This is a genomic window from Telluria antibiotica (assembly GCF_011682055.1).
Taxonomy (GTDB): Bacteria; Pseudomonadota; Gammaproteobacteria; order Burkholderiales; family Burkholderiaceae_D; genus Telluria; species Telluria antibiotica.
Window position 1 is genome coordinate 107,838 of the sequence record NZ_JAAQOM010000011.1, and the last position, 13,978, is coordinate 121,815.

The window sequence follows — 13,978 nt, forward strand, 5'->3', positions numbered from 1 at the left end:
CGATTGAATCTGCGGATCAGCGTCGCGCCTCCGCCAACGCAAGCACTTCGTTGACCTCATTCAAGTCCGCGGGTTTGACGAGATAGTGGTCGAATCCGGCCTGCTGGGCTTCCTCGCGATCCTGGTTCTGGCCATAGCCCGTGAGGGCGACGAGCGTGGCGGCCGCGTTTTCCGGCTGGGCGCGCAGGCGGCGTGCCAGTTCATAGCCGTCCATGTCGGGCAGGCCGATGTCGAGCAACAGCACGTCCGGATGCTCGGCCCGCGCCCGCGCGAGGGCCCCGTGGCCGTCGTACTCGACGCTGACGATATGGCCCTGCACTTCGAGCAGCGCGGCCAGCATCTGGGCGGCGTCGGCATTGTCGTCGACGACGAGCACGCGCAGGTTGCCGTTGTCCGGCACCGCGGTGCCGTCCCCGCCGGCCTCGCGCGCCTGCGCGGGCGGGCGCGCAGCGCACGGCAGGGTAATCGAGAACTCGCTGCCCTGCCCCAGGCCGTCGCTGCGCGCGTGCACCGTGCCGCCATGCAGGCCGACGAGGCTCTTGACGAGCGCCAGGCCGATCCCGAGCCCGCCCTGCGACCGGTCGGGCGTGCGCTCGGCCTGCGTGAACAGGTCGAAGATGTAGGGCAGGACTTCCGGCGCGATACCCATGCCGTTGTCGCGCACGGCGACGGTGGCCGCCCTGTCGTCCACGGTCACGGCCAGCACGATGCGGCCGCCGGGCGCCGTGTACTTGGCGGCGTTGTTGAGGATGTTCGAGATGACCTGCACGAGACGCGTGCGGTCGCCCGTGACGTGCACCGGCCGGTCCGACAGCTGCAAGGCCAGCGCGTGGCGGCGCGTGTCGATCAGCGGCCGCACCTGCTCGACGGCGGCGGCGACGAGCGCGTTCAGGTCCAGTTCTTCCTTCTCCAGCGTGACGAGGCCACGCGTGACGCGCGAGACGTCCAGCAGGTCGTTGACGAGGTCCGTCATGTGCTCGGCCTGGCGCACGATGATCTCGCTGGCGTTGGCCGTGCTTTTCGCGTCGAGCCGGCCGAGCTTCAGCAGCTGGGCCGCCGTCATGATCGGCGCCAGCGGATTGCGCAGCTCGTGCGCCAGCATCGCGAGGAACTGGTCCTTCTGGCGATTCGCGGCACGCAGCTCGTCCTCCACGAGCTTGCGGTCCGTGACGTCGCTGCCTTCGACGAAGATGCCGTTCACCTGGCCGTTCGCGTCGCGGATTGGCTGGTACACGAAGTCGACGTAGCGCTCGTCCAGCGGGCCGTCCGGCTCGCGCTGCAAGCGCACGGGCAGTGCGTGGCCGACGAACGGCTCACCGGTCGCGTACACGCGGTCGAGCAGTTCCAGGAAGCCCTGCCCGACGATTTCCGGCAGCGCGTCGCGCGCGCGCTTGCCGACGATGGCGCGGTGGCCGATGAGCTGCATGTACGACTGGTTCGTCAGCTCGAACACGTGCTCGGGGCCGCGCAGCACGGCCATGATGCCGGGCGCCTGCGCGAACAGGTCGCGCAGGCGCTCGTTCTCCTCGTCGCGGTACTGCTCGGCCAGCACCTGGTCGGTCACTTCGACGACGGCGCAGTACATGCCGGGAATGGCCCCGGTCTCGTCGCGCACGGGCGAATACGAGAACGTGAACCACGTGGGCTCGTCGTAGCCGTGGCGGTTCATGACGAGGTACAGGCGGTCGGCATACGTCGCCTCGCCGCGCAGGGCGCGCTCGATCAGCGGGGAGATGTCGGGCCAGATCTCGGCCCAGATGTCGTGGAAGCGCCCGCCGAGCGCGGCCGGGTGCTTGTCGCCGAGGATCTCGCGGTAGGAATCGTTGTACAGGAAGCCGAGCTCGGGGCCCCACGCGACGAACATCGGGAACTTCGAATTCAGCAGCAGGCCCACGACCGTGCGCAGCGCCTGCGGCCACGTGCGCGGATGTCCCAGCGGCGACGCGGACCAGTCGTGCGCACGCATCATGGCTCCCATATCGCCGCCGGCGCTCAGGAACATCAGGGGGCCGGCGCTGTCGGGCAGGTCCGGGGGCGGGGTAGCTTGGTCAAACCATCGTCCGTCTTCTTGCATGATTGATACTGGTAGGGGCAACAAGATCAGTGTGCCATAAGGGGCATGTCACAGGCGCGCACGGCTGCGCGGCGGAAATGGCAACGGAAACGACAAAGTCTACGCAGCCCTTTTTACAATCTTGTCAGCATATCATTCCCTTAGGAAACCGGCCACTCAGTTGTCGGAATTTTTTACACTTGCGTGCAGCCTGTCTTATGCGTTCGGCATGGGGCGGCGCTCGATTCCGGCTGGAATTTCACCTGGACCATCTTGGACTTTAGCGGCCCCTCGCCTCGGTCCGGCAGGTGCTCAACGGCGGCGGTTCCTCCTATGACGCGTTCTTCTACACCGGCATGCAATACGCCGGCAATGCGGTCGACGTATCGGCCGTGCCGGAACAGGCCAGCATCGCGCTGTTGGGCCTCGGCCTGGTGGGCGTCGCCGCCGGTCGCCGTCGCAAGGCGCGCTGATTCATCGACATCCGAACAACTGCGGCGCGCCCGGACAAGCATGTGGCGCGCCGCTGATGACGGACGATGGAAGACTGTGTGGGACGAGGCCTGCGGCTGGGCTAACGCATCGCCGTGGATTGTTCCAAGTCAGAACGAACAGGTTTTTGTGAGGCGCCATGCATTTTGTGGAGCAATGACCAAGGCGCTTCGGCGTCTTTTTCATTGGAGCGGGTGAAGGGAATCGAACCCTCGTCGTAAGCTTGGGAAGCTTCTGCTCTACCATTGAGCTACACCCGCGTTGCCTGCATTCTACGCGGGATCGGCCTCGGTTGACAACGGCGCCGGCACGCGGACGGCAATCCGCATATTGACCACGCTCAGGCCGAGCGTCACGCGCCTTAGACGTTTTCAGCATGAGCTAGTGCCGAAAAAAACGTTGGGCCGCCCATGGCCGAGCTCGTATATTGACCACTGGTCCATCAACACAGCGGAGGCACCGTGGCGCGCGCCGACTCATTGTCCACATTATGGTCGCACCTGCGCGACGTTCGCTGCCGGGAGCACGACTGATGGCCGACTTCGACATCAACGCGATCGTACGCGACCTGCACACGGCACGCCGCCAGTGGCGCCAGGCCCATCGACCCGGCGGCGAAGTGCGCGGCATCGAGTTCCCGTCGCGCGACGCGCTCGCGGGCATCGTGGCGCAGCTGAAAGGCGTGCTGTTTCCGCTGCGCCTGGGGCCGCCCGACCTGCGCGAGGAAAGCGAGGACTTCCACGTCGCGCACGCGCTCGACACCGCGCTGCACGCGCTGCTGCGCCAGGTGCGCATCGAGCTGCGCTACAGCGCCGCGCTGCGCCACCTCACCGATACCGACATCGAGCAACAGGCGCTGGACGCCACGCGCGCGTTCGGCGCCGCGCTGCCCGGCATCCGCATCCTGCTCGACAGCGACGTGATCGCCGCCTACCAGGGCGACCCCGCCGCGCGCAGCGTCGATGAAGTGCTGCTGTGCTATCCGGGCATCCTCGCGATGATCCACCACCGCCTCGCGCATCACCTGTACGGGCTCGGCCTGCCGCTGCTGGCGCGCATCGTCGCCGAGCTGGCGCACGGGGAAACAGGCATCGACATTCATCCGGGCGCGACGATCGGCGCCGGTTTCTTCATCGACCACGGCACGGGCGTCGTGATCGGCGAGACGGCCGTCATCGGCCAGCGCGTGCGACTGTACCAGGCCGTCACCCTGGGCGCCAAGCGCTTCCCCGAGAATGCCGACGGCACCTTGCAGAAGGGCTTGCCGCGCCATCCTGTCGTCGAGGACGACGTCGTGATCTATGCGGGCGCCACGCTGCTGGGCCGCATCACCGTCGGCAAGGGTGCCGTCATCGGCGGCAACGTCTGGCTCACGCACGACGTGCCCCCGGGCGCGCACGTGGCCCAGGCGGCGTCGCGCGAGGACTGTCCGGGGCTGCCGGGCGAGCCGGCCTGATGTTCGCTCACCTGTCTGCTCACCGCGGGCTCTCGACCGTGTAGCCCTTGGCCTGCAGCGCGGCGAGGTAGCTGGTCGGGCCGACGATATCCTGGATTTCCAGCACGGCAAACGTCGATGCATTGGCGACCAGCGCCTTCTCCGCCGCCCGCAGCCACGACAGGCGCAGGCGTTCGCGCATCTGGCGCAGCGCGGCGGCATCCTTCGCGATCGAACTGTTCAGGATCGCATCGAGGCAGGCATCGCGGCGCTCCGCGAAATTCAGGCCGCGGATCTGGCCGATGTCGCCGTTGGCCCAGGCATTCGCACGCACGCGCATCGTCTCGAGGTCGATGTCCAGGCTGTCCAGTGTCTTCGTGAAGCAGACGAGGTCGTCGACCTGGGAATTCTTGAAGTCGCGCACGAGCTTGCGCGGGTCGTCGAGCATCACGTCGTAGCCGGAATCGCTCATCCTGACCTTGTTCTTCTTCGCGATGTCCTCGATCGTGCCCAGCACTTCGCTGCCGTAGGCCAGGCCGCTCTGCTTGAGGCCCGCGAGCAGCAATTCCTCGCCGGCGAACACGGGCCGGTAACGCTCGACGCCGTCGTCGTCACCGATGTATTTCGCCTTCAACGTCGTCCAGTGCGCATAGACGTCGGCGGGGACGACGTCGTGCAGCACGGCGTCGTCCGGATTGCGCTTGATGCCGATGAGGCTGGGCAGCGCGGTCAGCCCGCGAAAAAAGCCGATATGCGCTTTCGCGACGGGCGGCATCAAGACTTCGTCGGACTTCGCGACGAGCCGCTCCACGCGCGACGCATCCCACTGCATCTTTTGCGGCAGCGGCGCGTACGTCCCGAACACCCACATCACATGCGTCCCCTTCGACACTTTCCACACGCCCGGACCGGGACGACGGCCTTCGACGACGACGGTGGCCGGGACGGCGTCCGCGGCGATGGCGGGCTCGGACGCGGGCATGCCGGGCTGGGCGGCGGCGGCGTCGGTGGCGGCCGGCTGGGCTGGCGGTGGCCCGGCCTGGTCCGTGCTCCGGGCCAGCGCCGGCAACGCCAGCAGGCCCAGCCACAGCGCGCAGGCGCGGCGCAGGGTTCTCTTTCTCATCGGGGTGGCATCCCTATTGTTGTGTACTGCAAGCTTAACGTTCGGGATGCCGCCACGACTACAAGCAAATGCAACGAAGTGTTACGAGTTTGACATGCATATGTCACAACCCCGCACCGGCCGTGTCACTTCGGGCTCTCGACCGTGTAGCCTTTTGCCCGCAGGTCGGCCAAGTAATTGTTCGGGCCGACGATGTCCTTCATCTGCAGCAGGGCGAACGTCGACGTGTTGTCGGCCAGTGATTTTTCGGCCGCTTTCATCCAGTTGGCGCGGATGCGCTCGCGCACGTTCTGGAAGGCGGGCGTCGTCCTGGCGAGGGAACTGTTCAGCACGGCGTCGGCACAGACCTCGTCCCGCTCCGCGAGGTCCAGACGCGTCAAGGCGGCGATATTGCCGTCGGCCCAGGCATTGGCGCCGGCGCGCATCGTGCCGATATCCTTGTCCAGGCCCTGCACCGTCCGCGTGAGGCACGCCAGGTCTTCCATCTGCGCCTTCTTGAACGCCGTCAGCGTGGCGCGCGGATCGTCGAGCTGGATGCCGAGCATGGTCCCGGTCAGCTTGACCTTGTTTTGCTTGGCGATCTTCTCGATTTCGCCGGACACGGCCATGTTCTGGACGAGACCGTTCTTCTTCAGGCCCGCATGCAGCAATTTCTCGGCCGCGAACAGCGGGCGGTCGCGCTCGACGCCGTCGTCGTTGCCGATGTACTTGTCCTTCAACGCCTGCCAGTGCGCGTACACGTCCGGCGGCAACACGTCCTGCAGCTTGGCGCCGTCCGGGTTGTTTTGCAGGCCGATCATCGTCGGCAGCATGGTCAATCCGCGCCACCAACTCATGCCGACGGTGAAGCCGGGCGGCTGCAGCACTTCCTGCGACTTGGCGACGAGGCGTTCGACATGCGACGCGTCCCACTCCATCTTTTGCGGCAGCGGCGTGTACAGGCCGAACACCCACATCACGTGGTCGCCTTTCGACACCTTCCAGACGCCAGGGCCGGGCCGGCGGCCTTCGACCACGACGGTGGCCGGGACCGGCTCCTCGGCGGCCGGCTGCACGGCCGCGGGGGCCGCATCAGGCGCGGTCTGCGCCAGCGCCGGCAAAGTCAGGAAACTCAGGTACAACGCGCATGTCGTGTGTTTGCTCATCGTGCATCCCTTTGTTGTTGTGTGCACAACAGATTAGCGCCAGCGATGCGCCCCGCCTACCGGGGCAACGAAGTGTTACATTTATGACATGCATATGTTGCGACGGCAATGTTCACGCATCAGGGACGTCGATGGGCCGCTGCAGGAGGTCGTGCGCGAGCTTGATGCCCTCGACCATCGTGTTGAACGCGTCGCGCTTCGCGTCCTCGCCGGGCACGCGCAGCACGTACGACGGGTGGTACGTGGTGACGACCCAGCGGCCTTCGTGGCGCAGCGGTTTGCCGAGGGAATTCTTCAGCGTGACGTTCGCGGTGCGCAGTACGGATTTCAGCGCGGTGGCGCCGAGCGCGACGATGACGGTCGGCTTCACGCTCGCCAGTTCCTTGTCGAGCCAGTAGTGACAGGCCTCGATCTCGCGCTGCGCGGGCGTCTTGTGCAGGCGCCGCTTGCCGCGCGGCTCCCACTTGAAATGCTTGACGGCGTTGGTGACGTAGACCGTGTCGCGGTCGACGCCGGCCGCCTCGCACACGCGGTCGAGCAGCTTGCCGGCCGGGCCGACGAACGGCTGTCCGGCCAGGTCTTCCTGGTCGCCCGGCTGCTCGCCGACGAACATGATCTTCGCCCGTTTCGGCCCCTCGCCGCCGACGGCCTGCGTGGCGAATTCCCACAGCTCGCAGCGGCGGCATTCGTCCAAGGTGGATGGCTGCTCGCGGTCGGGCTGGGCGTCCTCGGGAGCGATGGGGATCGTCGTGCCCTTGCGCTGGCCGACGGCCTCGTACTGCCCCACCTTGCGCGCACCCAGCGCGGCCGCGCTCACCATCTGGGGCACGATCTTCGCCTCGGGCAGGTTCTTCCAGCGATGCGTCGGGATGTGCTGGTGCATGACCTCCGTGTTCAGACGCGCCGGGTTGAACACGCTGCGGTAGTACGTCAGCCACAGGGCTTCCCCGCCGTCTTTGCTACCCTGCTCGAGGTCGGCGGCGTCGCGCACGAGAGGGCCCGTGTTGTGCAACGTGTGGCCGTCCCACAGGACGCTCGCGTCCGGCGTGGCGATCATCCAGCTGATCTTGCCCATGCGCGCGACGAAATGCTCGGCCACCTGGGGCAGCACGTCGTGGCGCGGCTCGTACCAGGCGACGAAGCGGGGCGGCCCGGCTTCTTCCGGGCGCTCGCGGAAGCGGATATAGGCATGCATGTCGTGTTCCTCGCGGTGCACCGCCTTCACCATCGCGTGCAGGCGCGCGCCGTCCTCGTCGGCGGGAGATTGCACGTCGTGCTCGCCCTGCTGCCAGCGCCAGATCACGCGGTACAGGAACGCCCAGCGGTCCGGCACGCGGCAGCAGGCGGCCGACTGCAGCATCTCCATCAGCGATCGCGGGATGTGCGGCGCGGGCCGCAACGGCTCGGTCGGCGGTGTGGAAGGATTATGCGAGGCCTCGGCCGTCGGCGGCGCACCCGAGACCGGCGCGGTCCCGGACAGCAGGTCGTCCATGTGCGGCGTCCCCCACGTCACCTGCTCCGGTGGAATGCCGTGGACGAGCAGCTCGCGCGCGGCCTCGCGCCATGCGGCGAACGTGTCGACGACGAGCGGTTGCCCGGCCCGGACCAGCGCGTCCGCGGGTTGGAGTGCGGCCGGCGCATCCATCATGCGGCCTGCAGCTCCGGCCACAGGTTCATCTGCTGCGGGGCGTCGGCCAGGTTACGCCGCAGCAGGTCGGACGACGCGGTGCCTTGCGCCGGCTTGTAGTCCGCCGTGATGACGAACGGGGCCAGCTTCTTGAGGCTGCAGCGCAGGCGCGACAGGTCTTCCCAGCGGATACGCCGCAACCGCCGCAAGTCGATCAGGCGCTTCGCCGTGCGCAGCCCGATGCCCGGCACGCGCGAAATCATCGTCTCGTCCGCGCGGTTCAGGTCGAGCGGGAAGTGGTCGCGGTTCGCGAGCGCCCAGCCCAGTTTGGGATCGATGTCCAGCGCGAGGTTCCCGGCTGCGGGCATCAACTCCTTCGCCGTAAAGCCGTAGCCGCGCAGGAGAAAATCGGCCTGGTACAACCGGTGCTCGCGCAACAGCGGCGGCGGCGCGGACGGCACGCTGGACGGGCTGTGCGGGATCGGGCTGAACGCCGAGTAGTACACGCGCTTGAGCTTGTAGCTGCCGTACAGCGTCTGCGCCGTATGCAGGATCGTCCGGTCGTCGCTCGCGTCCGCGCCGACGATCATCTGCGTGCTCTGCCCCGCGGGCGCGAACACGGGCGCCTTCGGGTGGTCGTCCTTTTCGTCCAGCTTCGTGCGGATCGAACCCATCGCCAGCTTGATCGTCTGGACGTTCTTTTCGGGCGCGAGCTTCGTCACGCTGTCCTGCGTGGGCAGTTCGATGTTCACGGACAGGCGGTCGGCATAACGGCCCGCCAGCTCGATGAGGCGCGGGTCGGCGTCGGGGATCGTCTTGAGGTGGATGTAGCCGCGGAACTGGTGGTCCTCGCGCAGGCGGCGCGCGACCTCGACCAGCTGCTCCATCGTGTAGTCGCTCGACTGGATGATGCCGGAGCTGAGGAACAGGCCGTCGATGTAGTTGCGCAGGTAAAAATCGTGCGTGAGCTTGACGACTTCGTCGACGGAAAAGCGCGCCCGCGGCACGTTCGACGTGCGCCGGTTCACGCAATACTGGCAATCGTAGACGCAGAAATTCGTCAGCAGGATCTTGAGCAGCGAGACGCAGCGCCCGTCCGGCGTATAGCTGTGGCAGATGCCCATGCCATTCGTGGCGCCCAGCCCGTCCTTGTCGACCGAGTCGCGCCTGGGCGCGCCGCTGCTCGCGCACGAGGCGTCGTACTTGGCCGCGTCGGCCAGGATCTCGAGCTTGTCTTTGAGTTCCATTACGCTGCCCATACTGTATATATGTACAGTATATCGCAAATCGCGGCTGCCGCGCCGTGCGCGCACGCACGGTTGCTGCGCATGTTTATCCGGCTTTATCCGGCCGCTGCAATTTCACGATGTTAATATCGACGGATCGCCCCATGCCGCTCAGGATTCACCATGTCTGTACAGTTCCGCAACAACGTCCACGTCACCGGTGCGGGGACGACGACGATGGTGTTCATCCACGGCTTCGGCTGCGACCAGACCATGTGGCGCCACATCGCACCGGCCTTCGCCGACCGCTTCCGTGTCGTGCTGTACGACCTGACGGGCAGCGGCCGCTCCGACCTGTCCGCCTACGACCGCATGAAGTACGGCAGCCTGCAGGGCCACGTCACGGATCTGCTGGACATCCTCGACGCCTGCGCGGCCGGCCCATGCATCGTCGTCGGCCACTCGGTGGGCGCGTCGATCGGGCTGCTGGCGACGGTCGCGGCGCCGCAGCGCTTCATCGCGCAGGTACTGGTCGGGCCATCACCGTGCTACGTCAACGACGGCGATTACGTCGGCGGGTTCAATCGCGAAGACATCGACGGCCTGCTGGCCGCGATGGAGACCAACTTCATCAACTGGTCGCGCAAGATGGCGCCCGCGATCATGGGCGCCCCGAACCAGCCGGCGCTCGGCGAGGAACTGGCGCGCAGCTTTTGCCGCAACGACCCCGCCATCGCCAAGCATTTCGCGCGCGTGACGTTCAACACCGACGTGCGGGCCGACGTGGTGAAGTCCACCGCACCCGCGCTGATCCTGCAATGCAGCGACGACCTGATCGTGCCGCGTGAAGTGGGTGACTGGCTGCACCGCCACCTGGCGCACAGCACGTTACGCGTGATCGACAACGTGGGGCACTGTCCGCACCTGAGCGCGCCGACGGCGAGTTCGGATGCGATCGAGTCGTTCCTCGCGCAGACGCTCATGTAGGGTGGGCTCCCCGAGCCCACACGTGACGCATCCGGCATGTTGACGTTCGCGTGGGCACGGGGTGCCCACCCTACGCTTATGCAGCGCCGATGTACCCGTTCGCCTGGGCGAGCAGCGCGGGTTCCATGCGCGCGCTCACGCGCGTGAGGTAGCTGGCGGCCGGCGCGATGCCGGCGGCGCCCGCGCGATGCAGCCACGCGTAGGCTTCCACGAGGTCGGTCGGCACACCCTGCCCCGCCGCATACATCACGCCGAGGTTGAACTGGGCGCGCGCATGGCCCTGGCGCGCGGCGCACAGGTACCAGAAATGGGCGGCCTCGTAGTCGCGCTCCGCGCCATGGCCGCTGTCGTGGCGCAGGCCCAGCGCGAACTGCGCGAGCGCGTGGCCCTGCTCGGCCGCCTTGCGGTACCACAGCGTCGCCTGGCGCGGATCCACGGTGCCCGTGTCGTCACGATCGAGCAGCTGCCCCAGCGCGTATTGCGCGGGCGCGTAGTCCTGGTCGGCGGCCTTGCGATACCAGTACGCGGCTTCGCGCTCGTCCTGCGGCACGCCATTGCCGCTTTCAAAACGTAGCGCGAGATCGAACTGCGCGCGCAGGTGGCCCTGTTCGGCGGCCTTGCGATACCAGTCCAGCGCGATCGCCGGGTCCTGCGCCACGCCATGGCCCGTGTCATACAGTTGGCCGAGGTGGTACTGCGCGCCTGCGAAGCCCTGCTCCGCGGCGAGCGCGTACCAGTGCGCGGCCTGCACAAAATCCTGCTCGACGCCCTGGCCATGTTCATAACGCAGGCCGAGGTTGTCCTGCGCGGCGGCGTGGCCTTGCTCCGCCGCGCGCCGGAACCATGCGAGCGCCAGCTGCGGATCGCGCGCGACGCCGTGGCCCGTATCGTAGATCAGCGCGAGGTTGAACTGCGAGCTCGCGTGGCCCTGCTCTCCCGCGCGGCCATACCACAGGATCGCCTTCTCGCTGTCCTGCGGGAGGTCCTGGCCCTTGTCGTAACGGAGACCCAGGTTGAACTGCGCGGGCGCATAGCCCTGCTCCGCGGCCTTGCGGAACCAGTGGATGGCCTGCTGCACGTCGCGCGCGATGCCCTGGCCGCTGTCATATCGAAGGGCGAGATTGAACTGCGAGCGCGCGTAATTCTGTTCGGCCGCCTTCCGATACCACTCGATGGCCTGCGCGACGTCCTGGGCGACGCCCTTGCCGCCTTCGTACATCATGCCCAGATTGTGCTGCGCGCCGGGGTCGCCCTGCGCGGCCGCCTTGCCGAACCAGTGCAGCGCCTCGTGCACGTCGACCGGCGTGCCCTGTCCTTTCGCGTACAGCCACCCGAGGTTGTACTGGGCCTGCACATAGCCTTGTTCGGCCGCCTGGCGATACCAGTACAACGCCTGGCCCAGGTCCTGCGCGACACCCTGGCCCTTCTGGTACATCACACCGAGGTTGTACTGGGCCTGTTCGAGGCCGCTGCTCGCGGCCATGCGATACCACGCGACGGCCAGCTCGTAGTTGCGCGGCACGCCCTGGCCGTTCACGTACATGAAGCCCAGGCTGTGCTGGGCCGTCGCGACGCCGCGCTCGGCCAGCGCTTTCACGCGCAGGAACTCCGCCGTGTGGCGGGCCTCAAGCTCGCGGCGTGCGGCCTGGTCGGGCATGGCGCATCAGGCCTGGAAGGCGAGGATGTTCGACGCGCCCGCCGGCAATCCCTGCGTGCGCAGCACGTCGATGAAGTGGCCCAGCGGCATCGGGCGGTGGTACAGGTAGCCCTGCATCGTCAGGCAGCCGTTCGAGCGCAGGTAGCGGGCTTGCGACTCCGTCTCCACGCCTTCCGCGATCAGGTTCAGGCCCAGGCCGCGCGCGATCGAGATGATGGCGAGGACGACCGGATAATGCCCGTGCTCGTCGTGGATCTCCTTGACGAACGACTGGTCGATCTTGATCGTGTGGACGGGGAAGCGGTGCAGGTAGGCCAGCGACGAGTAGCCGGTGCCGAAGTCGTCGATCGCCACCGACACGCCGAGCTGTCCAAGCTTGTTGAGCTGCTCGATCGCGTGCTGCGGATTGCGGATGCAGATGTTCTCCGTGATCTCGACTTCGATCTGGCTCGGCGCGATCCCGTAGCGCACCAGCGCGCCGCGCATCTTCTCGAAAAAGTCGCCGCGGTCGAGGTATTGCGGGGACAGGTTCAGCGACAGGCGCACCTGGTTGCCGCCGATGGTCTTCCACTGCAGCATGTCGCGGCACAGCGCGCCGATCATCCAGTCGGAGATCGGCAGCATCAGGCCGTTCTCTTCGGCGAACGGCAGGAACTCGCCCGGCGAGACGATGCCGCGCGTCGGATGGTTCCAGCGCATCAGCGCCTCGGCGCCGACGATGCGGCCGCTGATGGCGTCGATCTGCGGCTGGTAGTACATCTCCAGCTCTTCGTTCTCGAGCGCGCGCCGCAGGCTCTGCTCCAGCGCGATCTTCTGGTGCGACACGTCCTGCATCGACGGGTCGTAGAACGCGTGGCCGTTCTTGCCCTGGCCCTTGATCTGGTACATGGCGATGTCGGCGTGGCGCAGCAGCTCGTCGATCGATTCGCCGTGCACCGGATACACCGCGATGCCGATCGATGCCGAGATGTGGACGGCGTGGCCGTCCAGGTCGAACGGCGCCTGCAGCACCTCGAGGAATTTGTCGGCCACCATGCGCGCGTCGTCGCGGTCGCGCAGTTCCGGCAGCACGATCGTGAATTCGTCGCCGCCCTGGCGCGCGAGCGTGTCGCCCTTGCGCAGGCATTCCTTCAGGCGGCCCGCGGCCTGCTGCAGCAGCTCGTCGCCCTTCACGTGGCCCAGCGTGTCGTTCACGAGCTTGAAGCGGTCCAGGTCGATGAACATCACGGCGAGTTCGGTCTGCTTGCGCTTGGCCTGGATGACGGCGAGGCCCAGGCGGTCCTTGAACAGGATGCGGTTCGGCAGGTCGGTCAGGATGTCGTGATAGGCCTGGTACGAGATCACTTCTTCCGCGCGCTTGCGGTCCGTGATGTCGCGCGCGACGCCGTAGGTGCCGTAGAACTCGAGCTTGCGCACTTCCTGGTCGGGCACGTGCATGCCGATGGCGTTCAGCGAGATCGTCATCAGCGTATTGTTGAACGTGCGTTCCTGGTTCGAACCCGCGTGGCACTTCAGGCGCAGCTCGACGTTGCGCGACGCCCGTTCGTCGACGCGGCGCTCGTTGAACACGTAGCGCGCGCGCTCCAGGTCTTCGTCGTGCACGAGGATCGAGTAATGCTGGCCGATGAGTTCTTCGCGCTTGTAGCCGAGCAGCTGGTACGCGCGGTCGTTGATGAAGGTGAACTTGCCTTCGTGGTTCAGCGTGTAGATGATGTCCGGCGACGAGTCGACCAGGTAGCGGTACATCTTCTCCGAGTTTTCCAGCTGGTTCGCGATGCGTGCGTTGGCCTCTTCCAGGCGGCGCTGCTTCAGCGCGTTCGCCACGGTCTTCAGCAGCTCCTCGCGGCTGTACGGCTTGCGCAGGTAGTCGTAGGCGCCCCGTTTCAGCGCGCCGATCGCGGCGTCGATGCCGACCTCGCCGCTCATCACGATCACGTCCGATTCGATGCCTTTCTCGTTGATGAAATCCATGATCTCGTGGCCGCCGATGTCGGGGAGGCGCAGGTCGAGCAGCACGAGGTCGAAGCGCAGGCGCGACAGCTGCGCGAGCGCTTCGCTGCCGGTGGACGCCGTGACGAGCTGGTAGCCGCGGCCCTGCAGCAGTTCGTACAGGGAAGCGAGCAGGCGGGGTTCGTCGTCGACGAGCAGGAGTCGGGGCTGGTCGTTGCCGAGCGACGCTTGCGCGTCGTGGGGGCTGGACGACGGGGCGCTGGCGGAGAATGGATTCATTGTT

Annotated in this window: 10 protein-coding genes and 1 tRNA gene; 3 read left to right on the forward strand and 8 right to left on the reverse strand. The window is 66.9% G+C overall.

Annotated features, from left to right (window positions below; genetic code table 11):
- Nucleotides 1-16: 16 nt before the first annotated feature.
- On the reverse strand, nucleotides 17-2,074 hold the full coding sequence (locus HAV22_RS18460; protein ID WP_166861069.1) for a hybrid sensor histidine kinase/response regulator: 2,058 nt from the start codon (nucleotides 2,072-2,074) through the stop codon (nucleotides 17-19).
- A 287-nt stretch (nucleotides 2,075-2,361) separates the two neighbouring features.
- Here HAV22_RS18460 and HAV22_RS30875 point away from each other — a divergent pair, with 287 nt between their 5' ends.
- Entirely contained in the window at nucleotides 2,362-2,526 is a 165-nt protein-coding gene (locus tag HAV22_RS30875) for a PEP-CTERM sorting domain-containing protein (protein WP_208296265.1), read from the forward strand.
- Between the two features lie 205 nt (nucleotides 2,527-2,731).
- On the opposite strand, the gene HAV22_RS18470 is transcribed toward HAV22_RS30875, so the two are convergent.
- Nucleotides 2,732-2,805: transfer RNA gene (locus HAV22_RS18470), tRNA-Gly, on the reverse strand.
- A gap of 272 nt (nucleotides 2,806-3,077) precedes the next feature.
- Between HAV22_RS18470 and epsC the strand changes: the two genes are divergently transcribed.
- Complete coding sequence (gene epsC / locus HAV22_RS18475; RefSeq protein WP_166861071.1) at nucleotides 3,078-4,001, forward strand: serine O-acetyltransferase EpsC; 924 nt, start codon at nucleotides 3,078-3,080, stop codon at nucleotides 3,999-4,001.
- Nucleotides 4,002-4,020: 19 nt separating this feature from the next.
- Here epsC and HAV22_RS18480 read toward each other — a convergent pair whose 3' ends face one another.
- From HAV22_RS18480 to HAV22_RS18495, 4 genes are all read right to left on the reverse strand, one after another.
- On the reverse strand, nucleotides 4,021-5,103 hold the full coding sequence (locus HAV22_RS18480) for a TraB/GumN family protein (protein ID WP_166861073.1): 1,083 nt from the start codon (nucleotides 5,101-5,103) through the stop codon (nucleotides 4,021-4,023).
- Nucleotides 5,104-5,228: 125 nt separating this feature from the next.
- Nucleotides 5,229-6,248 (reverse strand): TraB/GumN family protein, encoded by a 1,020-nt coding sequence (locus HAV22_RS18485; protein WP_166861075.1) that lies wholly within the window; start codon nucleotides 6,246-6,248, stop codon nucleotides 5,229-5,231.
- A gap of 112 nt (nucleotides 6,249-6,360) precedes the next feature.
- A complete protein-coding gene (locus HAV22_RS18490) occupies nucleotides 6,361-7,893 on the reverse strand; it encodes a UdgX family uracil-DNA binding protein (RefSeq protein ID WP_166861290.1) in 1,533 nt (510 codons plus the stop codon).
- The gene (locus HAV22_RS18495; protein WP_166861077.1) at nucleotides 7,893-9,122 is read right to left on the reverse strand and encodes a putative DNA modification/repair radical SAM protein; all 1,230 of its coding nucleotides are present in this window, start codon (nucleotides 9,120-9,122) and stop codon (nucleotides 7,893-7,895) included. Before HAV22_RS18495 ends, HAV22_RS18490 begins: the two co-directional genes overlap by 1 nt.
- Before the next feature lie 162 nt (nucleotides 9,123-9,284).
- Between HAV22_RS18495 and HAV22_RS18500 the strand changes: the two genes are divergently transcribed.
- Nucleotides 9,285-10,088, forward strand: a complete 804-nt coding sequence (locus HAV22_RS18500; protein ID WP_166861079.1) for an alpha/beta fold hydrolase — start codon at nucleotides 9,285-9,287, stop codon at nucleotides 10,086-10,088.
- A 76-nt stretch (nucleotides 10,089-10,164) separates the two neighbouring features.
- Here HAV22_RS18500 and HAV22_RS18505 read toward each other — a convergent pair whose 3' ends face one another.
- Nucleotides 10,165-11,745: a tetratricopeptide repeat protein gene (locus HAV22_RS18505; RefSeq protein ID WP_166861081.1), complete on the reverse strand. Its 1,581-nt coding sequence runs from the start codon at nucleotides 11,743-11,745 to the stop codon at nucleotides 10,165-10,167.
- Between the two features lie 6 nt (nucleotides 11,746-11,751).
- Entirely contained in the window at nucleotides 11,752-13,974 is a 2,223-nt protein-coding gene (locus HAV22_RS18510; protein WP_166861083.1) for a putative bifunctional diguanylate cyclase/phosphodiesterase, read from the reverse strand.
- Nucleotides 13,975-13,978 lie beyond the last annotated feature (4 nt).

What these genes read in the sequence shown, in the direction of transcription:
- HAV22_RS18460 (WP_166861069.1), bottom strand. Translation starts at nt 2,074, where the DNA reads ATGCAAGAAGACGGACGATGGTTTGACCAAGCTACCCCGCCCCCGGAC.
- epsC (WP_166861071.1), top strand. Translation starts at nt 3,078, where the DNA reads ATGGCCGACTTCGACATCAACGCGATCGTACGCGACCTGCACACGGCA.
- HAV22_RS18480 (WP_166861073.1), bottom strand. Translation starts at nt 5,103, where the DNA reads ATGAGAAAGAGAACCCTGCGCCGCGCCTGCGCGCTGTGGCTGGGCCTG.
- HAV22_RS18485 (WP_166861075.1), bottom strand. Translation starts at nt 6,248, where the DNA reads ATGAGCAAACACACGACATGCGCGTTGTACCTGAGTTTCCTGACTTTG.
- HAV22_RS18490 (WP_166861290.1), bottom strand. Translation starts at nt 7,893, where the DNA reads ATGGATGCGCCGGCCGCACTCCAACCCGCGGACGCGCTGGTCCGGGCC.
- HAV22_RS18495 (WP_166861077.1), bottom strand. Translation starts at nt 9,122, where the DNA reads ATGGAACTCAAAGACAAGCTCGAGATCCTGGCCGACGCGGCCAAGTAC.
- HAV22_RS18500 (WP_166861079.1), top strand. Translation starts at nt 9,285, where the DNA reads ATGTCTGTACAGTTCCGCAACAACGTCCACGTCACCGGTGCGGGGACG.
- HAV22_RS18505 (WP_166861081.1), bottom strand. Translation starts at nt 11,745, where the DNA reads ATGCCCGACCAGGCCGCACGCCGCGAGCTTGAGGCCCGCCACACGGCG.
- HAV22_RS18510 (WP_166861083.1), bottom strand. Translation starts at nt 13,974, where the DNA reads ATGAATCCATTCTCCGCCAGCGCCCCGTCGTCCAGCCCCCACGACGCG.